The following is a 23,561-nucleotide window of genomic DNA, read 5'->3' as shown; positions in this document are numbered from 1 at the left end:
ACCGCATGCGTCACCAACGCGATGACGCATGGTTTTGGTCATTGGTCAGTATATTGACTAATCTTGTCAAGGCGGGAGTGCCCTGGTCTGGAACTCGATTGGTCGTCGATTAAAGCGCCGCCGTGTTTCGTTGATGGCTTGGTCGTGACCTGCGGCGATCGCTGATCAGCGCAACGACGTGTTGCTGGAACTGTGGAGCAAGCGAGCACGACAGTGACAGACACACGCCCTGACGATGCCAAGTGGTGCGGTTTTGCCGGAACACCGCAATGAGGGGTTCATGGCGTCATGCGGCGCAGTTGTGTGGCAGTGAGTGACCATGAAAATGACGGAATACGCTACCCCGCTGATGCGGCAGTTCGACAATCGTGATCTCACGGAAATATGCGCTGCCCAAGCGCACGTCCGACGGAACGAACCGGTGCCGAAGGCGATGATTGATCGATTGCCGAACTTCGTTATCTCGGTACTCCGGCATGCGTGGATATCGTCGGCTGTCATGCCGTCGCGTCCAAAGCGGCCATTCGGGAATGCACCATGCTCGACAGGCAGGCGGGCGTGCTTGAGGCGCGCCGGAACCGCGAAACAAGGAGAGAGAAAGGATAAGTCGGTATTCCGACTATTGGTTGACAAGATACCGGTTTGTGGGCCAAACTAAGGGAAGCTGCGAGCGCAGCCGGTTCGCTGGCGCGGCATTGCCGACTCGATCGCGGGCAGCAGCGCATCGGTAGGGCGGCCGGAAAGGCAGCGGAGGGTGCGATGGCTCGAGCGAATTGCGGTCCGCGGAAAAAGCCCCGGCTTCGCACGGAATTGTCCGACGATGACGCGGCATGCCTGGAAGAGGCAGTGGCGTCGTTCGGCTTGCCGAAAGCGGAGGTCGTGCGTCGCCTGATCCGAGCATCCGTTCAGGCCGGACCGGCACTGTCGGCGGGAAACATGGAAGCTGTCGTCGCCCTGGCGGCAGAGGTCCGGCAGGTTGGCCGCACTCTGGCACAGATGCTGAGGATGATGCGACAGGGCAGAGGAGCCGAACTCGCGGCGGCAGAGCAGGTCTGGAGCGAGCTCCACGGCGCGATCGCTGCCATCGACGACGAGTTGACCGAGATCACGGTGACACATGGCGCGCGACTTAGAGGGGTTGCGCGGCTGTCTGCCGCCGAGGCGGCCGAAATGGAAGGCGCCGCAACATGAGCCAAGCGGTGGTGATCGAGCGATGGACGGAAATCTTTCGCGGGGCCCGTGAGGCTGTTGCCCATGGCCAGGCGCAACGGCGCCGGTCGGCTCTGATATCGGCGCAGGCGAGTGAACGCGGCCAGGATTTTGGCCGGACGCCGGGGGCAGCGATGATGGGTGCGCGCGCCATCCTGCGCGGCGTCACTATCACGGGAGGGCGCGATGCCGAGCGTGAACGCCGCCTCGATAGCGTTAGGGCGAAGGGCGGCGGCGGCGCGTCACCGGCTCGGCAGGCGCCGCCGGCTCGGATAGAGGGCGGTGCGCTCAGTCGAGCGCGTCGCCTGGCGGCGGGGTATCAGCCGGCCGTGGTGAAGGTCATCTCCTTCGCCCATGGGGCCCCGCGCGCGACCGCAACCGGGCAATATGTCCAGCGCGACGACGTCGCGCTTGAAACCCATGACGGGCGCATTCTAGCCGATCGTGAAGCGGTGGCCGATGAAATCAAGCAGTGGTCCAAATCCTTCGAGACCAGGAAGGAGAGCCAGGATGTCGTCGCGGTCAGGCTGAAACTGCATGGCGTGCGCGATACGCCTGCTGGGAGGGAAACCTGTGAGCGCGCAATCGCCTCAGGCTTCGCCGGCCACCGACACGCTTTTCGGCTCGAGCTGACATCGGACGGGGAATTAGAGGCCAGGATGGTGGTTGCGATGGCGGGCGCTGCCAAGGAGCGCTTCAGAGTCCGCGACGAGCAAATCGGCACTGAGCAGGATGGCTTTAGCCAGAAGCGCCTCGATGCCAGATCGGAGGCTGCCATCAAGGCTCGGATCGAAGCCGCGACCGGTCACCCTCAACATGCCATGAGCGTCGAACCCGGTGCATCGCGGCATGGGCGTGACGGGGTTGCCTTCCAGCTCAGGCAGCACATCGCAAAATACGGTGCGTTGACCGACGACCGTGGTCAGTCAGTTGCTGATAAGTCAGGTGCACGCGAGGCCGCGCGGGATTGGGCGCCGTCCCTGCGATCGCAGTCGCCGCGCGACACGATGCATCTGATGATTTCGGCCAAGGCGGGTACCGATGTCGCGGCGTTGACCAACGCGGTGCGGGAGTTCCTGCATGACCGCTTCGCCGACCATAAATTCATGTTCGGCATCCATACCGACAAGGAGGCCGAGGGGCATATTCACGCTCACGCCGTCATCACTGTGAAGAACGAGAACGGCCAGAAGATCCATCCGAACAGGGACGATTTTCGGACCTGGCGTGAGGTCTATGCGCAGCATGCGCGCGCCCAGGGTCTCAAGATCGTCGCGACCTCGGCAGTGGAGCGGGCTTCGTCACAGAGCTATGGCGCCAGGGACAAGGCGATCGTCGATGTGGCCGAGCGCCCGCGCCCGGCGCGTGAAGCCCTCGATCGCGCCTATGCGCGGGACCCCATCAATCATGGACTTATCGAGAAGGCGCGTCAGCGCATTGCGACGGCTCGCGAAAATCCGATCAGGCTGCCGCTGAGCGACGCGGACCGCCGGGCTGTCGGCGAGGGCTTGGAGGCCTGGTCGGCGGTTCTGAAGGAGGACACACTGAGCGCCGTTGCGTCGGAGATGGTCCAACGCCTGGCAATGGCGCAGACGCTGGGCGGCATCATCCACTCCCTTGAGAAACGCGTGCAGCATTGGTTGGGCAAGGAGGACAAGCCTGTGGCAATCACATCGGAACAGATGGCGAAGGATCTTCGCGCCATGAATGACGCGGTCGCGCGCACGACCGATCTCCTGGATGGGGCGACAAAGGACCAATTCCGCGAGACATCGGCGCGCTATCTCGAAACCCTGGCGATGCGGGTGGATTTTCAGCGGATGGAGGAACGAGGGGTTCAGGAGCTGTCACGCGGAGATATCGAGCGACTGGCCGGCGTCTCTGCAGACCGGCTGATCGAGCGCGCCGAAGCTGTGAGATTGAAAGAGAATCGTGAAGCTGCGGACGCGCAGCGGCTATCGGATCGCGCAATCGAGGTCGAACGCCGGCAGGAGGGCCGGGGCGGAATGGATCCGCAATCGCAGCGCGAGTTGGTATCAGAGCGCGCCATTGTCAACGCCACGCAGCAATCCGCCACGCGTGAGGCTCGTGAAGCTGCCGCGGCGTTAGAAGCGGCTCGGATGCTTGCGGAATCGCCTGGTCAGCCTTTGCCGAACGCGCTCCTGCAGACTGATGCGCTGGCCAAGTTGAAGGCTCAGCAGGAGAAGGTCGTTGGTCAGGCCGAAACCGAGCGTGCGAAATCTCAATCGGTCAAGGGACAGCGACAGAAATGAGAGCCTTGCTTGGGAACCCGCCCGCAATGCTTGGTACGGCGGTTGTGGAAGCTCGGTTTCGATCTGCGCCAGTTGGAGCTCGTCCGCGCCGTTGTGATGTCGGGAAGCCTGACCGAGGCCGCGCGGCAGCTCGGAATGACCCAGTCGGCCGTTTCGCAGATCCTTGGGAGTTTGGAGAAGGAGTTTGAGGTCTCGTTCGTAGATCGCACCATCAGGCCGGTGCAGGTCACGCCCGCCGGCCGGGCTCCGCTGAAAGGCGCGGAGGAATGTCCGCTTTCAATTGGGCAAGATCGGTCATGCCGCCACCTTCGCGTTCGCAGCCAATACTTCATCGGAGGAGCGGCCGACGATCTCCTCATAGAGTACGGGGTCCGTAGCTCCTTCGGTGTTGATCAGGAAAACCCTGGACTGTTCATTCAGTCCGATCTGCTTCCGAAGTTCCGGGAGACGAGCAACCTGGCTCAAGGCAGCCAAGCCAACGCCGCCGCTTTCGCCGGCGACTATTGCTGGGTCGCCGCTGAGCGGGTAGGCCAACCGCTTCATGATATCGACAGCTTCGCTGTCTTCGACCGTCATGAAGGCGTCAGCGATGCGCGAAAGGATACGCCAGGCCACGAGCGATGGCTCATAGCATTCCAGCATCGCCATTATGGTCGGCTCACCGTGGTCGACCTTGACCGGACGACCAGCGCGGGCGCTCTCGAACAGACAGGCGGCCTTGGACGGGTCGACGACAACGAAGTATGGGCGCTTGTCACCCAGTACCTCTGAGAAATAGGCGGCCGCGGCTGCAGCAATGCCCCCTACGCCCGCCTGAACGAAGACGTGCGTGGGCACCTGAGGAAACGCCTTCAGAGCCTCGCTCAGAAGCGCGGTGTAGCCCTGCATAACCAAACCTGGAATGCGTTCGTAACCGGGCCAGGAGGTGTCCGATACAATGACCCAGGCATTCTTCTCGGCGACGCGGGCAGCCTCTGCGACAGAGTCGTCGTAATTGCCGGCGACGCGGACCATTTGAGCCCCGTAGCGAGCGATAGCGGCGACGCGTTCATCGCTGACGCCGGAGTGGACGAAGATCACGCAGCGAGCACCTATCAACTGCGCGCCCTGAGCGACTGAACGACCGTGATTTCCGTCGGTCGCACAAGCCACGGTGAACTGAGCCGCCACATTGCGGACGTCCGGCGAATTGAAATCGGCGATGTCGATTTCGCGGCCCAGCTGCTTGGAGGCCTCCTCCACGATCAGTCGAATGACAGCGTAGGCGCCGCCTAAGGCCTTGAAGCTGCCAAGGCCAAGCCGGTGACCCTCGTCCTTCATGTGGATCGAAGAGACGCGAAGCGCACCGGCCAACTGCGGCAGGGAAACCAGCGGCGTCGCCTTGTGCCCCTCACGCTTTTGAAGAAATCGCTCGACCTCTGACGCCGCCGACGGTCCCAGCATTTTCGCATCGACCGGATCGAGAGGCTTGCCGTGATCGGGGTTGCGATTGGCGATCAGCATGTGTCGGGCCTTCAGCTACAGTAGTCGGTACAAAAATACAATATTGCGCTTTTATCGAGCGTTGCGCTCCAATTAAGTAACTTCGCTGCAATTTTGCTCCAGTTTGGACTAGGGATTCGCGCGAAATCATCGAACGGCTCGCGAAATCTGGACCAGCGAGACAAGGCAGTTATCCGGATCCTGCAGCAAGACACCAAGACGTCGCAGCGGAAGATCGCGGAGGCGGTCGATCTTTCGGCGGATGTCAACCAGCGCCGCATGCAGCGCATTAAACAAACGGGCTCATCAAGCCAATATCGGCGACGATCTCGCCGGGCTGAAACACGACCTGGGGCGGCTCGACAATTGGGTGACCGATCACGGCGACAATCGTGTCAACCCGGCAAGATCGTGCGGCCGCTGCGCATGGACGATCGCAGCCTGATGCGCTTCGCACCCGGCTATGCCACGCCGGTCCCCATGGAGACCGCGCTCGACTGGACCGATCAGCGCGGAGATGTGCAACAACAACGGCACCTGCCGGAAGTTGGCAGGCGGCACGATGTGCCCGTCGTACCGCGACGCGCGACGAGCAGCATCTCCCCCGTGGCCGGGCCAATACTGCCGGCCGTGTGCAAGGGTGCTGAAACCGATCTTTCGTCGCTGACTGAACTAAATCCATGATGGGACGAAGCGCAACGCCGTGCACGTGGCTCGCGTTCTGGTTGACGCATTGAAGCCGAACGCTCGCCGCTACCACGACACATCAGCGCGGTCGGTGAAGGGGTTCGACCGACCGCTTACCAATCATGCGCAAGGCCAGCTGGAAATGAAAGAATATTGCATTTTTATTATGAAATAAGAGCGCGCTTCTCACGAACGTTACAATACTAATTCATCTCGCGGGCGTCGCCTCATTTCTGCGCCTGCATCGTTTGCTGGTCGAGGTCCGAATATGTCCAGCTTTTCGCCCGCGACGGCCGATCGTGAACAAGTTGTGGCCGCGGCCCTTCGCTACGTCCGCGATGGCACCTTTTTTGCGGAGATGAAGCCGCGGATTGCCATTGCAAGTGAGAGCCCCCGTTTGGACTCCCTCGAAGACAATTTGCGCTACCTCAATGGTGAGATACGACCTCTATTGGAAGCCATGGGCTTCCGCTGCGAGCAACTGGACAATCCGGCCGAGGCTCGGCTTCCTGCTCTCTTTGCCGAGCGCATCGAAGATCCCGCGCTACCTACCATTCTGATCTACGGCCATGGCGATGTGCTTTGGGGTATGTCCGGTGACTGGAAGGAGGGGCGCGATCCTTGGACGCTCGTCGAAGCTGAAGGCCGCCTCTATGGTCGGGGCATAGCCGATAACAAGGGGCAGCATTCGATCAACCTGGCTGCTTTGAGACTGATCTTGGAAAGGCGCGGTTACCTTGGCTTCAATGTCAAAGTCCTGATCGAAATGGCGGAGGAGACCGGCTCTCTGGGCTTGGCCGATATCGCGCGGACCCACCGTGCGCGCTTGAAGGCGGATTGCTTGATCGCGTCCGACGGGCCGCGACTGGGAGCGAACTCGCCGACTCTGTTCTTAGGGGCGCGTGGTACTGTCGGCTTCAATCTGCACTGCGACCTACGCGAAGGCGCCTATCATTCCGGCAACTGGGGCGGCCTGCTGGCCAATCCGGGTATCCGGCTGACACATGCACTGGCCACGCTCACCGACGAGAAAGGCCGCATTGCGTTGCCAGAATGGCGTCCAGAGCGAATTCCCGAAAATGTCCGCGCCGCGCTTAAGAAGCTGAAGCTCGAAAAGGGTGCTGGCGATCCTGCGATCGACGACAGTTGGGGTGAGCCTGACCTGGTTGGCCCCGAGCAAGTCTATGGCTGGTGCAACTTCGAGATCCTGGCGTTCACGTGCGGACGCCCTGAGGCCCCAGTTGGAGCTGTTCCCCCCTCTGCCAAAGCAACATGCCAGTTGCGGTTCGTTGTCGGGGTCGATCCTTACAATGTAGTCCCGGCTCTGAGAGCTCACCTCGACGCGAGGGGCTTCACCGACATTCGTATCGAGGAACTTCGCGAGGACTTCTACCTAGCGACGCGCACGGACCTCGACAATCCCTGGGCCAAGTTTGCCCTGGGGTCGATGGAGCAAACGACTGGCCGTGATGTAGCCCTTCAGCCGAACTTCGGCGGATCACTCCCAAACGAGGTCTTTGCTGAGATTATTGGCATGCCGACGCTCTGGATTCCGCATTCCTACCCTGCCTGCTCGCAACACGCGCCGGACGAGCACATGCCAGTGACGATCGCCGAAGAGGGCATGCAGATCATGGCCGGGCTGTTCTGGGACCTTGGGTGCCCCGGGTCGCTCAACGGCATCGCCAAAACCTGACGATCCATCTTTCCAGCCCGCGAAGTGTCGCTGTTCTCCCCAAAGAACAGCCTTGAATCACGCCTCGGCTGATTAGGGGATCCGCTTTGTCCGCGCGACCTAGCGATAGGGATGTTCTAAGTTGATCGATTTGGCCATGCTGGCGAGCATTGGTTGATCGCCCGCCCTTCGCGAAGAGGGATGGCTGCGCTGTCAGGTTGACCTATCGCGCCAACTGGGCGGGAGAATGCAGAACATTTCGTTGACCTCGGCATAGTCCGCATAGCCACAGCGGGCGACCGGATTGGCCGCGGCGGTATCGAACCGGCCATCCCTTAGGTAAGCGGCGTCGATATAGATGCCGACTACCTGGCCGATGACCATGAAGGTCGGAATGAGAGTTCCTTCGACGTCTCGCATTTGAAGGACTGAAATCAATTTGCATTCGAGAGCGGCGGGAGTGCCCGACACCCGGGGAGGGCGCACATATCTGGAAGCCTCCATCCCGAGTTTGGAATACGCATACTCGCTTTGTCCGCGCGGGAGGTCGGCGGACGTTTCATTCATTGCATCGGCCAGCCGCTTGGAGACGAAGGAGCAGGTGAATTCACGCGTCTCCTCGATGAACGTCACGGCATCTTTCTTTCCTTCGGAGCAGAATGAAACGAGATGTGGTCGAGTGGCGACCGCATTGAAGAAGCTGTAGGGCGAGAGATTGATGGCGCCGCCCGCGCTCTGAGCTGTGATCCACCCAATCGGGCGCGGCGCGACGATGGCCTTGAGGGGGTCGTGTGCCAGTGAGATGTTGGCGCTCTCATCTGTGTAGATCATCCGCATATCCCGTTAGTGGAAGGGTCTCGAAAGCCTCGATTGAGGCCTACCGCTATGCGATAGAAGATATCGGGTTCGCGAGAGGCGTGCGCGTCAATTTCGGCCCGATATTGCAGCATTTTCTCATGTCACCGCTCGGGCTCTTGCCAACTCGGGCGAACCCCGATCGATACGAAATCTTAAAAAGCGCCCCGATAATGGCGATAAGCAGTACAAAAATGCTAAAAACCGGGGCTGATGCATAGTGTATGCTTCAGTCGCCGCGTTTGGGGCGCCGCCTCCGATTCCGCCGCTCAAATGAAACAAATTTGCAGAAGCCTCAGGCAATTCGAGCGCAAGCTTCGTTCAGGACGGTCTAAACTTTTTGGCAATCGTGGACGGATCGGGATCAACCGATCTGCCAATTGGGGAATTTGAAAAGGTGGAGGTTAGACATGTCTCGGCAAATCAATCGGCGTAGTATTCTTCAGGGTGCCGGAGCTATCTCATTGGCGGTTACCGGGCTCGTCAAGCCGGCAATAGCCAAGGCCATCCGCGGAACGGGCGAGCTGGTTGTATTCGATGGTGGTGGCGTCTGGGGCGAGGCTCAGCGCAAGGCCTATTTCGAGCCTTTCGAGCGGGAGACCGGCATCAAGGTCATCCGGAATCCCCGCGTGGAGACTGGCGCTGTTCGGGCCAGCATCCTGGCCGGTGCGCCGCGCTATGATGTCGCCGTTGCAGCGGGTGGCGTCACGCCGGGCTTCGAGCGCGACGGACTCCTCCTGCCCATCGACTACCAGTATTTCGAGAAAGAGGACCTTGAGGCGTTCACGCCCATCGCGACATCGAAATACACGTGCCCCCACATCGTCTACTCCCTCATTAGCGTGTACAGCAAAGCGGCGTTCCCCAACGAGGTGCCCAAGACTTGGGCCGATGTCTGGGATGTGAAGCGCTTTCCGGGCAAGCGCACGCTCGCTGGTGGCACTTGGGGTCCCACCGCTGCGGCGTATGAGATCGCCCTGCTGGCGGACGGCGTGGATCCGGCAAAGCTCTACCCGATCGATTGGGATAGGGCCTTCAAGAGCCTCGAGCGGATCAAGCCAAGCATCCTGAAGTGGTGGACCAGCGGGGCTGAGACCTCACAGCTGCTTATCGACAAGCAGGCCGTGATCGGTAGCGCCTGGAATGGACGTGTTTTCGGCGCGATCGAGGAAGGCGCGAACCTCGGCGTCAGCTGGGATCAGGGCATTATCCAGTACGACAACTGGTACGTGCTGAAGGGCGCTAAGAATGCCGAGAACGCGATGAAGTTCCTTGGCTTCAGCGCTCGGGCTGATCGCCAAGCGGAATTTGCCAAGCACATTCTGTATTCCCCGCCGAACGCCAACGCGTTCAAGCTGATCGACCCAGCTCGCGCGGCCCTGCTCCCGACCAACGAAAAAGTGCGCGGCCTTCAGATCGTGCAAAACTACGACTTCTGGTCCCAGCAGACGAAGGGCCAGGACAACGAGCGGTACGCTGTCTCACAGTGGGAAGCCTGGATCTCTGGCGTTCGCTGATCTTAGGGTCTCTCGAGCCGCCTGCACCAAGTGCTGCAGGCGGCTCGTAAGTCCGGCCTGGCCTTCAGCACGGCTACCGGGATGGCGCAATGCGCGCCTCGTAGCTCTTCTCCAAAGCAACATTGGCGGGTTGTACTGGTGACAAAATCGAACAAAGCGGCTTACGTGGCTCCCCTTATATTGCTGGGGCCAGTGTTGCTATTTGTTTCTGCATTCTATCTCGTTCCTCTTGTCCAACTGTTTGGTGGAAGCTTTTGGATCGGAGATGAATGGACCCTGGACGGCTATCGACAAACCCTATCTCAGGCGGCGTTTGTACGGATCTTCTTCAGGACACTGACTCTTTCGATCATCGTCACGATCATTTGTTTGTTGATCGGGTACCCGCTTGCGTACCAACTTTCGAAAGTGAAAGGCAGGGCGGCTGCCATTCTACTTCTGCTTGTTTCGTTGCCGTACATGACAAGCGTCCTGATCAGGACCTATGCATGGGTCATCATTTTGGCGCCCAATGGCGTGGTGAACAAGACTCTTCTGGGTGCGGGTCTGATCCAGGATCCGCTTGATCTGGTCTTCAATACGTTCGGCGTTTATGTCGGCATGGTTCAGATCCAGTTGCCGCTTATGGTCTTTCCGCTTTATGCGGCCATGATGCGTGTCGATCGGTCTTTGACCGACGCGGCCGCCAATCTCGGCAGCAATCCGGTGAGCGCATTCCTTCACGCATTCGCGCCTCTGACCGCACCTGGCATTGTTGGCGGCTGCACACTCGTCTTTCTGTCTTGCCTCGGCTTCTACGTCACGCCGGCTCTGCTCGGCGGGGCAGGGGACTACATGCTTGCACAAGGTATTACCGTCCGTGTGACGGCGCTCGCTGACTTTGTTGGTGCGACCACGCAATCGGTGATCCTGCTGAGCATCGTGATTGCGATGCTGATTATCTTCCGCTCGACGCTGGCCCCAGACACGGGAGAGGACAGGAGTACGAAAAAGCTGACCGCTAAGAATGGGACGGGCCTCACCCGCTATCCGGATGTGGTTGAAAGCCTACGGTGCCGGATTCACCCGTTCGCCCGATCCCTGTCGGAGGCGCTTGCCGTCATCCGGACCCCCCTGTTGTGGGCTACGACGGTCCTAGCGTTCATCTTTCTACTCGTGCCGTTGCTGGTCATCTTCCCGCTCGCCTTCAGTTCGGCGTCCTACCTGACGTTCCCGCCTCCCGGATATTCCCTGCGTTGGTTCAACACCTTCGTTTCCAACGACATATGGCTGAGGGCGGCCTGGTTTAGTATCCAAACGTGCCTGCTGGCCTCTCTTTTCGCGGTGGCTTTGAGCGTTCCGGCAGCGTACGCGATCGTCCGTCAGCGGGCGCCAGCTCGTATCGCGATCTACATATTGCTGATCTCGCCGATCGTTCTGCCACACGTCGTGCTTGCGTTGGGTCTGTATTTCTTCCTCGGAAAGATCGGGCTTCTCGGGACTAAAGCGGGTTTCGTGATTGCGTATACCGTCGTCGGCATCCCTTATGCGCTGATCGCGATCGTCGGTGGCTTGCGCCAGCTCGACGCCTCGCTTGAGCGTGCGGCCCAAAGCCTCGGTGCGACTCCGATAACGGCCTTCAGGACGGTCACGCTTCCATTGCTCCTCCCGTCACTGCTCAGTGCAATATTCTTCTCATTCATCATGGCATTCGACGATGTCATTTTGGGCTTGTTTCTAGGCGGTCCGAGCAGCGTACCGTTGTCTGTCCGGATGTGGGAAGACATCAAGCAAGAAATCAGCCCCCAAGTTGCTGTTGTCGCGGTGATTTTCTTTGCTGCACTGGCAGCCGCTTATCTGGTCCATCAACTCCTATCACTGCGAACGCCAGCCGTTGGCAATACTTCGAAGGACGACTGATCATGCAACATATCGATCTCGAATTTTCCAAGGAAGAGTTCGCGCAGCGTTTGTCTGCAGTGCGCGGGATTATGGCCGACTTGGATCTGCAGGTTCTCGTCCTGGACGAATTGGAATCCATGCAGTGGGTGTCCGGTTTCGGCATTTCACAGACGATGTGGCGGTGCGCGGTCGTCCCGCGGGAGGGGGAGCCCTTCCTCATCGTGCGGAGTCTTGATCTCGTGCCGGCGATCGAACGGTCGCCATTCTCCGAGATCGTTGGCTTCAAGGATTGGGATGATCCCGTCTCGGTACTTGCTGAGGAACTCCGCAAGCGCGGATTCGACAAGGTGGATATCGGCGTCGAATTCGACTCGTCGTCGATGTCTGTTCGGCGGCTCGCGGATCTGAAGCGCGAGCTCCCTGACGCTCGATTCAAGGACATCGGCATTCGCATTTGGGAGCTGAGGGCCGTTAAGTCGCCGGCGGAGATCGAGTATCTTCGTCGCGCAGCGCAAATCTGCGATGAGGCGGTGCTACGAGGCGTTGCAGCCATCAAGGTAGGAGGGCGTCAGCGCGATGTCGTGAAGGCTGCCGCGAACACGTATCTCGAGATGGGCGCCGATCCGGGCCGCGTGGGACCGATCACGACTGGGATCGGTTGGGGCGCGCTACACGGGAATGAGCATACTCATCCCATCGAGAAAGGAAGCATCGTCCATATCGAACTGACCCCCGGGTCTGCTGTTATAGCTCGCGGATCATGCGATCGGTCGTCGTAGGCGAGCCGACCAAGGAGCAGCTCGATGTCATGGATCAGTTGATCAAAATCCAGGATCGCCAGTTCGCGGCAATGATTCCGGGAGCTGTGGCCGGGGATATCGATGCTTTGGCTCGCGAGCCGATCCTCGCCGCCGGCCTTCGTCCGAGTTACGACAACATCACCGGATACACCCTGGGCTGCTATCCTTCTTCCACTCAGAAGGGCAGCGAGTTCGTTCATAAATTCACGCCGGCTGAGACGTGGAAGCTCAAGGAGGGGATGGTCCTCCACATGTACCTGTCTGCCGAAGGCTTGGCCATTAGCGAGGCTGTAGTGGTCCGATCGGGCGGGGTCGAACGCCTGACCCAATGTGAACGAAAGCTATTCAGCGTCGCGGCGTAAGTAAAGAACAGTGATGCTCGCAAAAGGGTTGTGCTCGTGAAGTCTCCATCGGCGGATTTGACCATTCAAGGCGCTTCGGTGTCTGTATCGAACCTCACCATGCGCTATGGCTCCATGGTGGCACTCGATAACGTGACGCTCGATGTCGCCGAAGGCGAGTTCCTCGCGCTGTTGGGGCCGAGTGGATCAGGAAAGTCCACGATCCTCATGAACATCGCTGGCTTCAATATTCCTTCCGCCGGTGAAATTCGCATCGGCTCGGAGGTGGTGACCAACAAGCCGCCGCATAAGCGCGGAATTGGAATGGTTTTTCAGCGCTATGCACTGTTCCCACACCTCACCGTGGCGGAGAACATTGCCTATCCGCTGCGGCGTCGTGGGTGGAAGCAAAAGGTCATCGCCGATGAGGTCGAGAGCGTTCTGGAACTCGTAGACCTCGGCGCTTATGGAGCACGGTATCCCGCTCAACTTTCCGGCGGCCAGCAGCAGCGCATTGCGGTGGCACGCGCTATCGTATTCAAGCCATCGGTTCTGCTAATGGATGAACCGCTCGGCGCGCTGGACAGAAAGCTCAGACAGCAGCTTCAGCTCGAAATTAAACGACTTCATCGAACCATCGGTTGCACGATCATCTTTGTCACTCATGATCAAGAAGAAGCGCTCTCGATGGCTGACCGCGTCGCGGTCATGCGGGGAGGCAGGATCGAGCAGATCGGTGACCCGACATGTCTGTACGAGCGGCCGGCCACTGATTTTGTGGCCGACTTCATCGGAGAGACCAATTTCATCGATGTCGCTGCCAAAGAGATTGCCAATGGAAGCGCGATCGTGACATTTCCCGGCTTTGAGCAAGGTCAATCCGTTCCCACTGCGAAATCAACAATCGCCGGGGGAAAAAGCAGACTGGGCGTGCGACCGGAGCACTTTTCAGTTTCGACCACCAGGCAGGGGCTCAAGGCCAATTTGCTGGAGAAAGCGTATGCAGGTGAGACAACGACTTTGCTTGTCGGGACTGAACTCGGTGAATTGAAAGTACGTTTGCCGAGCAACGAGTTGTGTTCGGGAATAGAACACGGATCGGAGATACATTTGGTACCTGACATGAAGAAGTCGCGTTATTTCGTAGCCTAGCTAAGGTCGCGAGGCCCTCTTCTCGTCGCAGCAAGGCCATGACTATTTCAAAATACAAGATTTAAGCTAGATCGCGACCGTCAAACCAACCTTTACACGATCCATCGCTACAAACGTTTTAAATTTTTTTACGTTCGTGTTGTTGAAGAATAGCTGTCTCGTCAAATCCTCGTAGGCTGACATTGTCGATATGACTATCACGAGGATAAATTCGACATCTCCGGTGACGTAGTAACATTGTTGCACAAACGGGCACTCGATAAATTGCCGTTTCGCTTCGTCGACATGGCGTATCGTTTCGCTATCGAGCTCGACTTCCACGAACAATGTGATCGGTTTCCCCACGGCCGTGGGCTCGACAACGGCAATGTTTCTGGAGATCACCCCGCCCTCTTCCATGCGCTTGATGCGTCGCTGGACGGCGGCTGCGGAGAGGTTGACGCGCTCGCCGATCGTTCGCTGGGGCGTCTGATTGTCCTTCTGGAGAATTTCGAGGATCGCGCGATCAAAGCTGTCGAGATTTGGATTCATGGTCCACGCGTTACAAATGTGCATCCAGAGTTCTCAAATAGAGCGCCTTTCTCTGGCGGATTGCAATAACGTTTAGCGGATATCCGGCCGAGTACGACTTCCAGAATTTGAGAGGGTTTCGTGAGTAACGACAGCAAGCTCGATTATTTGGAACTTGAGCGCGAGATGACGACTTGGCGGCACGACCTGCACGCCAATCCAGAGTTTGGCTTTGAGGAGCATCGGACAGCTGCCTTCGTGGCTTCGAAACTGCGCGAATTTGGTCTGGACGAGGTTGCCGAGGGCATAGGCGGCACCGGAGTCGTCGGTACCCTCAAGCGAGGCACAGGAAACCGTGCTGTAGCCCTTCGTGCGGATATGGATGCGCTTCGCATCCTCGAGGATACGAACCTTTCCTATCAGTCAAAAAAGCCGGGTCTGATGCATGCTTGCGGGCATGATGGGCATACGACAATGTTGCTCGGAGCCGCGAAATTGCTCGCGGCGGAAGGGGGTTTCGACGGGACGGTCCGGTTTGTTTTTCAGCCTGCGGAGGAATGGGGCAAGGGTGCGCTCGCAATGCTCGCCGATGGGCTGATGGAGCGCTTCCCGTTCGATGAAATCTATGGATTGCACAATGCTGCGGGGATGCCAGTGGGGCAGCTACAGGCGGGCATTGGCGCGGTCACTTCCGCAGAGGACAATTTCGAGATCACGCTGAAGGGTGTCGGCGGACATTCGTCGAGGCCTCAGTCAGGGCGCGAAGTGATGGTGGCGGTGGGGAGCCTCATCTGCAGCCTGCAGACGATCGTCTCGCGGAGGCTTCGCCCTAACGAGACGGCGGTCGTCTCGATTACCGAAGTCATAACCGATGGCACTCGGAATGTGCTGCCTGGGCAGGCGCGCATCTTGGGGGATGTTCGCAGTTTTGTGCCGGAAGTGAGCCTTGAGATTGAAAAGCACATGCTCGAGATCGCGAAGGGCACGGCTCAAACATACGGCCTGTCGGCCGAGATCTCATATTTGCGCGAGTTCGTGCCCGTCGTAAACGACGCCGCTCTCGTCGATGAAATGCTGGCAGCTGCCGGGAGCGTTCTTGGAACCGACAAAGTAAAACTCTCTACGGTGCCGGGAACGGGCTCTGAAGATTTTGCCCGTTTCCTGGAGCATGTTCCGGGAGTGTTCGCTCGCATTGGGAATGGAGACAGCGCTTCTGCGCACAATCCCAAGTTCGACTTTGACGACGGGGGCCTTCTGCACGGTGCCAATGTTCATGCTGCGATCGCTCGGAGGCGTCTGGCCGCGCAGTCATGAGTCAAGCCGGGGAAACGTGCCACGCCACGCCGGTTTCGGCATTTCGGCGGGGCCGCTGACGGGCCTCCCGGCTCACGGTGAAACATATTGGTCTGCAAGCCCGATTTCAGGCTCTTTGTGCGTTGATCGAATACTCGTGCGTCCACTGAAACAAAATTGCACGAAACCTGACTAAATTCAGCGCCAGTTTCAGCGGATTTCGATAGTTTGTTGCTGAGGGAGCTTCTGAATGAGCCATGGCACGAACTTGAGAGATGGCGTGGCTACCGACCCGAAGCAGCCGCTCGGAGCCAGCGAGGTTGCGACCTGGCGAGACCCTCTGAAGTAAACGAGGGAGGCGGGGTTCTGCTTGGGCGAAAAGGCGCTCCAGCCCGCGTCGGGCCCCCCTTTCTGACGTCTGCTCCGCGCGGGGAGGCTTTCATCACCGTAGGCTAGCCCGTGGGTATGGGAATAATGCGATCGGACAGGGCGTGACCGAGGCGAGGGCGCACCGGTGTACGCAATGATACGTGCAAAAATGCCAATTGCCTGCGTTCGGCGCCTTTGTCAGACGAAACTTCACGACCGGTGGACGCCCGCACGCGGAGATCTCGAAAAATAATGACCGACGTTGCTGAAACAGTTCTGGATATTGATGCTCTCAGGGCCGACACGCCGGGCGTAGCGCATCGAGCTCATTTCAACAACGCAGGCGCTGCGCTCATAGCAAAGCCGGTTTTGGCGGCCGTGCAGAACTATCTTGTTCGGGAGTCTGAGATCGGCGGCTATGAGGCCGCCGCCGAGCATTATGATGACCTTAACGCGGTATACGGCTCGGTCGCGCGCTTGATCGGCGCTCGTCCTGATGAGATCTCGATTGCCGAGAACGCGACCATAGCCTGGCAGCGCGCATTCTATTCGATGCAGTTTCGGGCAGGCGACCGGATTCTCACCGCCAATGCCGAATTTGCGGCCAACTTCATCGCGTTCTTGCAAGTTGCCGCGCGCACGGGGGCCTCGATCGAGGTCGTGCCAAACGATGAAGCAGGCGCGCTCGACCCGTCGGCGCTTGAAGCCATGCTCGACGAGAGGGTTCGGCTGATAGCGGTCACCTGGATTCCCACCAACGGGGGGCTGGTCAACCCCGCGGAGGAAGTCGGCAGGATTGCCCGCAAGTACGGAATTCCCTTCCTCCTCGATGCTTGCCAAGCCGTCGGGCAGATGCCGATCGACGTGGAAGCTCTCAATTGTGACATGCTCACGGCCACCGGTCGGAAATATCTCCGCGCGCCGCGGGGTACGGGATTTCTTTACATGCGCAAGGCGGTCCTCGACCGCACGGAACCGGCCATGCTCGACCTCTTCGGTGCGACGATGACCGGGCCGCGTACCTACGAGTTGAGGCCCGACGCCAGGCGTTTCGAGACGTGGGAGACAAATTATTCGACCCGCATGGGCTTAAACGCGGCCGTCAAGTACGCCCTGGCGGTCGGGTTGCAGGCAATCGAGGCGCGTTGCGCGGAGCTGACCAACACGTTGCGGAGCGAACTGGTGGAGATCAAGGGCGTTCGCTTGCACGATCTTGGTCGGCGTCGGGCCGCAATCCTGTCGCTGACAGTCGATGGAGTGGAGGCCGCGGAAGTCATGCGGCGGCTCACTGCGATGGGGATCAACGTGTCGGTGTCGCCGCCCACCAGCACACCCATCGATGCAGCCGCCCGGCAGCTGCCGCCTGTCGTTCGAGTTTCCCCGCACTATTACAACTCCGGTGAGGAGATCGAGCGCGTGGCGTCCGCCATCCGCACCGTCGCCAAGTCGCGAGCGAGCTGACTCGCCGGCGCCAACCACACCCCAATCTGAGCCGAGGACCTTTTGCATGGTACAGTTCGCATCTCCTTTTCCGCTGGAGGATTTCCATGATCGGCTTCGGCGCGTCCAGGAAGTCTTGCGGGCTCGAAACGTTGATTGGGCCATCTTGGACGAGCCCGAGACCATGGGTTGGTTGTCTGGCTACGTCACCACCGAGAATTTGTGGCGCGCCGTAATCGTGCCCGACAGCGGGCAGCCGTTTCTCTTGCTGAGAAGCCTTGATGCGGCTCCCGCGCGACATCGGACCTGGATTGATCGGATCGTGACCTTTCTCGACTGGGAGGACCCTATCGAGGTTTTGATGAAGCACTTTCCGGCGGGCGAGAACGGCAAGGTCCGTATCGGGATCGAGTTCCAGTCGAACTCGATGACACAAGCGCGTGTGCTGGCTCTCAAGCACAAGCTTTCGGATGCCGGGTTCGTGGATCTGGAGCGGTCGACGTGGGATCTGCGGAGGATCAAGTCGGCGCACGAGATTGCCCATATGCGCAGAGGCTCGCAAATTCTCGATGAGGTGGTGAGAGAGGTCGTCGCTGCAATCCGTCCTGGTATCAAGCAAAGAGAGATCGCCGCGATCGCGGCGGCGGCCTATTATCGGCTCGGCTTCGACGACGGTTTCATCGGGCACATCACCGCGAGCACCGGTTGGGATTCACTGCACGGGTTCATGACCGATGAGCCACTTGGAGACGGTCAGGTCGTACACATCGAGCTCCTGCCACGGTTCAAAAACTACACCGTGCGAATTATGCGATCCGTGGTCGTCGGTGCGGCCACCGACGAACAAAAGGGCATTTTTGCCCAACTGTGCGAGCTTCAGGACCAGCAGCTGGCGGCAATGAAGCCCGGAGCCCTTGCAAGCGATGTCGATGCCATCATGCGCGTCGGGGCACTGCAAAAAAACTTGCGGCCTAGCTACGACAACATCACGGGCTATACGTTGGGATACAACTCCTCCGCGTCACAGCGCCTGAGCGATTTGCATCGAAATTTCTCGCCGAAAGCCTCGTGGCCCATCGAGAGGGACATGGTGTTCCACATGTACGCCTCGGCGGGCGGGCTGGCTGTGAGTGAAACGGTGCTCGTCACCGACGGTGGTGGCGAGCGGCTCACGCAAACCCCGCGGGTGATCTTCGAGGCCAAATAGCACGGACTGGAGCGGCGCCTTCGATAGGCCACGTCGCTCGAACGTCTGATCCCAGGGACCTCGCGAGCTCGCATGGACATCTCGTTTCTCAGCGAACTTCTGACAAGCGTCACCGATCGAGGGCGCGCCCTAATTGGTTTCGAACGGGATGTTGGTCAACGCAGTCGTCCCATGGATCGACTATGCGAGGATCTGCTCTCCGGCCGGGGCGAGGCCTCCGGCATGGCCCTGGCGCAGGCGGTGCTCAATCTCTGGGAGCGGCTCGACAAGCCCGGCCGGCTCGCCTTCTTCAATCTTCTCCAGGAGCGCTTTGGCCCGGACCATGTGCTTCTGGACAACGCGATCGAGACCTATCGCACGAAACCCCATGCTGCCGCCATCTCGGCGCTGCACCATGCCGCCGAGCCACGCCGACAGGAGCTGCTGCGTCGCCTCAACCTTGCGCCCGATGGCACGCCCGTGCTGGTGCGGATGCGCCAGGCGTTGTTCGAGGCGATCGAGACTCAAAGCGATCTCAAAGCGATCGACGACGATTTCCGCCATCTCTTCGGATCCTGGTTCAATCGCGGCTTCCTCGTGCTCCGTCGCATCGACTGGCGCTCGCCGGCGAATGTGCTGGAGAAGATCATCCGCTACGAGGCGGTCCACGAGATCCAGGGCTGGGACGATCTCCGGCGGCGCCTGGAGCCGGTGGATCGGCGCTGCTTCGCATTTTTCCATCCCCAGCTCGTCGACGACCCCCTGATCTTCGTCGAGGTCGCGTTGACCAGCGACATCCCGCGCAGCATTGGCGAGGTCCTGAGCTCCGAGCGCAAGGTGCTGCCGGCGCAGGAGGCGACGACGGCGGTGTTCTATTCGATCTCGAACTGCCAGGAGGGGTTGCGCGGCATCTCCTTCGGCAATTTCCTGATCAAGCAGGTGGCCGAGGACCTGAAGCGCGAATTGCCGGGGCTCGACACCTTCGTCACGCTCTCGCCGGTGCCGGGTTTCGCGCGGTGGCTTGCCAGCACCGCGGCCGAACCCGGCGATCTCGCGCTGACAGCCGGGGAACGCGCCGAGCTCGCCCGCCCGGCCGGCGAGACGATCTCGCTCGACGATGCCACTAAGGCCCGCCGCGACAAGCTCCTCGACCAGATGACGGCCGAATACATGCTCCGGGCGCGCACGGCTTCCGGCCGTGTCATCGATCCGGTCGCGCGCTTCCACCTTGGCAATGGCGCGCGGCTGGAGCGAATCAATGTCGGCGGCAACCTCTCGGCGCGGGGGCTGCGCGAGTCCCATGGGGTGATGGTCAACTACCGCTACGACCTCGACGATATCGAGGCCAACCACGAGGCCTTCGCCACTCGCAACACGGTAGTGGCCTCGTCCGGCGTGCGCAAGCTCCTCCGGACGTCGGGCAACGCCAGCGGTCAAAAGGATCGAGACCATGGGTAATCACTTCTTCGATCTTGTCCGCTCGCGCATGCCTGGCATGGAGGCGCCATTCGCGCTGCTCGGCGACGGCTCGCGTTGGACCTACGGTGATGTCTTGGACGAGTCGGGCCGCTTTGCGAGCGCGCTGGTCGGGTTGGGGGTGAAGCCGGGCGACCGCGTCGCCGTCCAGGTCGAGAAGAGCTTCGACGCGCTGATGCTCTATCTAGGCACGGTGCGGGCCGGCGGCGTCTTCCTGCCGCTCAACACCGCCTATACCCCCGCCGAGATCGAATACTTCCTCGGGGATGCCGAGCCGGCCGTCTTCGTCTGCGATCCCGCGCGTGCCGTGGCATTGCTTCCCTACGCCGAGAAGGCGAGCGCCAAGCTGGAGACCCTGGATTCCGACCGGGGGGTAGCCTGGTCTACAAAGCGGATGCCGCCACCGCGAGCTTCGCGGATGTACCGCGGGGGCCCGACGATCTCGCCGCGATCCTCTACACTTCCGGCACGACCGGCCGCTCGAAGGGGGCGATGCTGAGCCATGACAACCTCGCCTCCAATGCGCTGGCGCTCGTCGATTGCTGGCGCTTCAGCAAGGACGATGTCCTCCTGCACGCACTGCCGATTTTCCACACGCACGGCCTCTTCGTCGCGACGAACGTCATACTCTTCGCCGGTGCGGCGATGATCCTGCTGCCGAAGTTCGACCCCGGCATGGTCTTCAAATACCTGCCGGAGGCGACTTGCATGATGGGTGTGCCGACCTTCTATGTCCGGCTCCTGCAAGATGCCCGTCTGAGCAGGGAGACGACCGCGCATATGCGTCTCTTCGTGTCTGGGTCGGCGCCGCTCTTGGCCGAGACGCATCGCGAATGGCGAGAGCGCACCGACCACGCCATTCTGGAACGCTATGGCATGACAGAGACCAATATGAACACCTCGAACCCGTTCGAAGGGGGAGCGCGTCGCCGGCACGGTCGGCCTCCCCCTGCCGGGGGTGATGGTCCGCGTGGTCGAGCCCGAGACGGACAAGGCGGTCGCAGCCGAGGAGATCGGCATGATCGAGGTGAAGGGCCCAAACGTCTTCAAGGGCTATTGGCGCAATCCCGAGAAGACCAAGGCCGAATTCCGCGAAGACGGCTTCTTCATCACCGGCGACCTCGGCAAGATCGATGCCAATGGCTACGTCCACATCGTCGGACGCGGCAAAGACCTCATCATCACGGGCGGCTACAACGTCTATCCCAAGGAGGTCGAGGCCGAGATCGACGAGATGCCAGGCGTGGTCGAGAGTGCCGTGATCGGCTGCCCGCACCCCGATTTCGGCGAAGGCGTTACCGCGTTGGTCGTTGCCAAACCGGGCGCCGACATCACCGCGAAAGCCATTGCCGCGGCGTTGGAGCAGCGGCTCGCCAAGTTCAAGCAGCCCAAGCAGGTGTTCGTCGTGGCCGACCTGCCGCGCAACACCATGGGCAAGGTTCAGAAGAACCTGCTGCGCGAGCAGTACAAGGACATCTATGCGAAGCAGCGCAAATAGGCGGCTTCAAGGGCATCCTTCAGGTTGACGGCTATAGTGGCTACAAGGTGCTGGCCGAGCGCGGCGACGTTCACCCGGCCCAGTGTTGGTCCCATGTGCGGCGACTACTACGAACTCGCCCAGGCCGGCCCCGCGCCGATCGCCAGCGAGGCCTTGCAGCGTATCGCGGAACTCTATCGCATCGAAGCCGCGATTCGTGGCCACGGTGCTGATGAGCGCCACACAATCCGCCAGGACAAGAGTCAGCCGTCCTTGAGGCGATGGAAACCTGGCTGCGGGAGAAGCGGAGAAGCTCGCCCTGATCAGCCAGAAGACGAAACTCGCAGAGGCGATCCGCTACGCGCTCTCATGCCGGGGTGGGCTGTGTCCGCTAAAAATCAGCATAGTTTAGACGGATAGCCCGGCTGCGGCACGATGGAGCGTGTCCACCCCTACGGCATCGGAGAGGGGCCCGTCCCGATTTTTTGTTTCAGAAGCGACCGCAGGCGTCAGCGGAACGTGGACGCAGGCGGCCCGCAACCGTTCGATTCATGAAAAGTAGTTCGTGATATTGCGGCATCGGGTAAATTTGGCGATCAAGTTATTCGCGATCTCAGGGCAGTAGAGCCACTCCCCTCACTTCCCTGCCGTTCCCCACACTATTGGCTGGCGGCCTACGGTGTAACTTGGGCCGCGTCACACTGACGGCGGCCCTTTTTTGTTCGTTCCACTTCGATCAAGCGATGACGACGATTTCGCGATCCGCCCGCGGCGTCAGCAAATCCGCGGCGTCTTCCGTTATGACAAGATCTTCCTCGTGAGCCATGATGCGGCCGTCCCCGAACATGGCGGAAGGCTCGATCGTCAGAACCATTCCCGGTTTCAGAATGGTCTTGTCCGACGGCGCATTCGACGGGGGCTCCGTCAGCACCTTGCCGAGCCCATGCCCAAAGCGCCCGACGTTTCCGACATCGAAGCCATATCGGCTCAAGACGGTCGCTTGCGCCGTAAACACGTCGGCTGCAGTTCGTCCGGGCCGAGCTGCCTGGATGCCTGCTTCAGTGGCGAGCCACAACGCCTCATTGACCCGTAGGACCTCGTCCGTCGGCCTACCGAACGAGAAGTTGCGGTCGAAATCGCAGAAGTAGCCGCCGTACCTCGCTCCGGTATCGAGCATCAGGACATCGCCCACCGCCACCCTTCGGTCGGTTGGACCCATGATAATGCTATTATACCCGCCCTGGCCGGAACCAATGGAGGTGTAGGGCGCCTTGTCTGCACCCTTGAGCAGCAGGTCCGCCGCGAAGTTTCGGCAGATCTCCCGCTCGCTGTCGCCAACGTTCACGAAAGACGGCAGATCGCCGAAGGTCTGGCCGGCGATCTGGCAGATGTGGCGGATGCGCGAAATTTCAGCTGCCGACTTGAGCACGCGCAGCTCGGCCATTAGCAACGTGCAATCGACCATCTCGCCACCGATGGCGGCTTGCAGCCTGAAAACATCGCTAACCGGCATGCCGATCCGCGACTCGGGGCCGATCTCAAAGCCAATTCGTCCATAAGACCGACCGACCTGACCCAGATGCTGCGTCAGGATGCTGATACCTTCGTCATGCGGCCGGGGCGACGGCCAGGTTACGATGTTTTGACACCAGGAGGTGAGCAGCCAATTTGTTTCGCCAATCTCGGGGATGATGGCGATGGGCGACACCGCGCGAGGCACCACGAAGTACCAGGGGCGTGAGGGCGTGTTCCAAGCGAACTGCGTCTCGAATCCAGCCAGATATTCGATGTTGGCTTCCGAGGTCAGCACGATCGCGTCGAGCCTATAACGGGTCATCGCCGACCGCGCGTCCTCGATGCGCTTTTCGAACTCGGCACGGGCGAAGAGAGCGATTTCGCCGATGCTGCGGGCACGTAGGGGGGAGCTAGCCAAGATGG

16 protein-coding genes and 5 pseudogenes are annotated in these 23,561 nt (G+C 60.2%); 17 read left to right on the top strand and 4 right to left on the bottom strand.

What is annotated here, in order from left to right; all coding sequences use genetic code 11:
* The first annotated feature begins 759 nt into the window (after nucleotides 1-759).
* The 3 genes and pseudogenes from QO058_RS29780 to QO058_RS31590 all read left to right on the top strand — a co-directional run.
* Nucleotides 760-1,191, top strand: a complete 432-nt coding sequence (locus tag QO058_RS29780; RefSeq protein ID WP_284173412.1) for a hypothetical protein — start codon at nucleotides 760-762, stop codon at nucleotides 1,189-1,191.
* On the top strand, nucleotides 1,188-3,482 hold the full coding sequence (locus QO058_RS29775; protein WP_284173411.1) for a relaxase/mobilization nuclease domain-containing protein: 2,295 nt from the start codon (nucleotides 1,188-1,190) through the stop codon (nucleotides 3,480-3,482). Before QO058_RS29780 ends, QO058_RS29775 begins: the two co-directional genes overlap by 4 nt.
* A 9-nt stretch (nucleotides 3,483-3,491) precedes the next feature.
* Nucleotides 3,492-3,713, top strand: a pseudogene (locus QO058_RS31590) (helix-turn-helix domain-containing protein); the annotation flags it as partial.
* Between the two features lie 63 nt (nucleotides 3,714-3,776).
* On the opposite strand, the gene QO058_RS29770 reads toward QO058_RS31590, so the two are convergent.
* Complete coding sequence (locus QO058_RS29770; RefSeq protein WP_284173410.1) at nucleotides 3,777-4,985, bottom strand: diaminopropionate ammonia-lyase; 1,209 nt, start codon at nucleotides 4,983-4,985, stop codon at nucleotides 3,777-3,779.
* A gap of 93 nt (nucleotides 4,986-5,078) precedes the next feature.
* Here QO058_RS29770 and QO058_RS29765 point away from each other — a divergent pair.
* From QO058_RS29765 to QO058_RS29755, 3 genes and pseudogenes are all read left to right on the top strand, one after another.
* Nucleotides 5,079-5,240, top strand: a pseudogene (locus tag QO058_RS29765) (AsnC family transcriptional regulator); the annotation flags it as partial.
* A 123-nt stretch (nucleotides 5,241-5,363) separates the two neighbouring features.
* Nucleotides 5,364-5,587 (top strand): annotated as a pseudogene (locus tag QO058_RS29760) (hypothetical protein); the annotation flags it as partial.
* A 332-nt stretch (nucleotides 5,588-5,919) separates the two neighbouring features.
* Nucleotides 5,920-7,347: a M20 family metallopeptidase gene (locus QO058_RS29755; protein ID WP_284173409.1), complete on the top strand. Its 1,428-nt coding sequence runs from the start codon at nucleotides 5,920-5,922 to the stop codon at nucleotides 7,345-7,347.
* A 192-nt stretch (nucleotides 7,348-7,539) separates the two neighbouring features.
* Here QO058_RS29755 and QO058_RS29750 read toward each other — a convergent pair whose 3' ends face one another.
* Nucleotides 7,540-8,157, bottom strand: coding sequence for a flavin reductase family protein (locus QO058_RS29750; protein ID WP_284173408.1), 618 nt, complete (start codon nucleotides 8,155-8,157; stop codon nucleotides 7,540-7,542).
* A 488-nt stretch (nucleotides 8,158-8,645) separates the two neighbouring features.
* Here QO058_RS29750 and QO058_RS29745 point away from each other — a divergent pair, with 488 nt between their 5' ends.
* The 5 genes from QO058_RS29745 to QO058_RS29725 are packed head-to-tail and all read left to right on the top strand — an operon-like array spanning nucleotide 8,646 to nucleotide 13,872.
* On the top strand, nucleotides 8,646-9,698 hold the full coding sequence (locus QO058_RS29745) for an ABC transporter substrate-binding protein (RefSeq protein ID WP_284173407.1): 1,053 nt from the start codon (nucleotides 8,646-8,648) through the stop codon (nucleotides 9,696-9,698).
* Nucleotides 9,699-9,728: 30 nt separating this feature from the next.
* On the top strand, nucleotides 9,729-11,597 hold the full coding sequence (locus QO058_RS29740; protein WP_284173406.1) for an ABC transporter permease subunit: 1,869 nt from the start codon (nucleotides 9,729-9,731) through the stop codon (nucleotides 11,595-11,597).
* 2 nt (nucleotides 11,598-11,599) lie between these two features.
* Complete coding sequence (locus QO058_RS29735; protein ID WP_284173405.1) at nucleotides 11,600-12,358, top strand: M24 family metallopeptidase; 759 nt, start codon at nucleotides 11,600-11,602, stop codon at nucleotides 12,356-12,358.
* On the top strand, nucleotides 12,340-12,741 hold the full coding sequence (locus QO058_RS29730) for a M24 family metallopeptidase (protein ID WP_284173404.1): 402 nt from the start codon (nucleotides 12,340-12,342) through the stop codon (nucleotides 12,739-12,741). Before QO058_RS29735 ends, QO058_RS29730 begins: the two co-directional genes overlap by 19 nt.
* Before the next feature lie 36 nt (nucleotides 12,742-12,777).
* Nucleotides 12,778-13,872: an ABC transporter ATP-binding protein gene (locus tag QO058_RS29725; RefSeq protein ID WP_347976759.1), complete on the top strand. Its 1,095-nt coding sequence runs from the start codon at nucleotides 12,778-12,780 to the stop codon at nucleotides 13,870-13,872.
* Nucleotides 13,873-13,938: 66 nt separating this feature from the next.
* Here the strand turns inward: QO058_RS29725 and QO058_RS29720 are convergent, their stop codons facing one another.
* Complete coding sequence (locus QO058_RS29720; RefSeq protein ID WP_284173403.1) at nucleotides 13,939-14,403, bottom strand: Lrp/AsnC family transcriptional regulator; 465 nt, start codon at nucleotides 14,401-14,403, stop codon at nucleotides 13,939-13,941.
* Nucleotides 14,404-14,568: 165 nt separating this feature from the next.
* Between QO058_RS29720 and QO058_RS29715 the strand changes: the two genes are divergently transcribed.
* The 6 genes and pseudogenes from QO058_RS29715 to QO058_RS29690 all read left to right on the top strand — a co-directional run.
* The gene (locus tag QO058_RS29715) at nucleotides 14,569-15,696 is read left to right on the top strand and encodes an amidohydrolase (RefSeq protein WP_284173467.1); all 1,128 of its coding nucleotides are present in this window, start codon (nucleotides 14,569-14,571) and stop codon (nucleotides 15,694-15,696) included.
* 600 nt (nucleotides 15,697-16,296) lie between these two features.
* A complete protein-coding gene (locus tag QO058_RS29710; protein ID WP_284173402.1) occupies nucleotides 16,297-17,505 on the top strand; it encodes an aminotransferase class V-fold PLP-dependent enzyme in 1,209 nt (402 codons plus the stop codon).
* A 46-nt stretch (nucleotides 17,506-17,551) separates the two neighbouring features.
* The gene (locus QO058_RS29705; RefSeq protein ID WP_284173401.1) at nucleotides 17,552-18,691 is read left to right on the top strand and encodes a M24 family metallopeptidase; all 1,140 of its coding nucleotides are present in this window, start codon (nucleotides 17,552-17,554) and stop codon (nucleotides 18,689-18,691) included.
* A 171-nt stretch (nucleotides 18,692-18,862) separates the two neighbouring features.
* Complete coding sequence (locus QO058_RS29700; RefSeq protein WP_284173400.1) at nucleotides 18,863-20,128, top strand: malonyl-CoA decarboxylase; 1,266 nt, start codon at nucleotides 18,863-18,865, stop codon at nucleotides 20,126-20,128.
* 28 nt (nucleotides 20,129-20,156) lie between these two features.
* Nucleotides 20,157-21,644, top strand: a pseudogene (locus QO058_RS29695) (malonate--CoA ligase).
* Nucleotides 21,635-22,008: pseudogene (locus QO058_RS29690) on the top strand (IS66 family transposase); the annotation flags it as partial. The pseudogenes QO058_RS29695 and QO058_RS29690, both read left to right, overlap by 10 nt.
* A 351-nt stretch (nucleotides 22,009-22,359) precedes the next feature.
* On the opposite strand, the gene QO058_RS29685 reads toward QO058_RS29690, so the two are convergent.
* Nucleotides 22,360-23,556: a M24 family metallopeptidase gene (locus tag QO058_RS29685; RefSeq protein WP_284173399.1), complete on the bottom strand. Its 1,197-nt coding sequence runs from the start codon at nucleotides 23,554-23,556 to the stop codon at nucleotides 22,360-22,362.
* Between the last annotated feature and the right edge of the window lie 5 nt (nucleotides 23,557-23,561).

This window comes from Bosea vestrisii (assembly GCF_030144325.1).
Lineage (GTDB): Bacteria > Pseudomonadota > Alphaproteobacteria > Rhizobiales > Beijerinckiaceae > Allobosea > Allobosea vestrisii_A.
The sequence above is the reverse complement of the archived record's forward strand: the minus strand, read 5'-3'. Positions and strand labels throughout refer to the sequence as shown.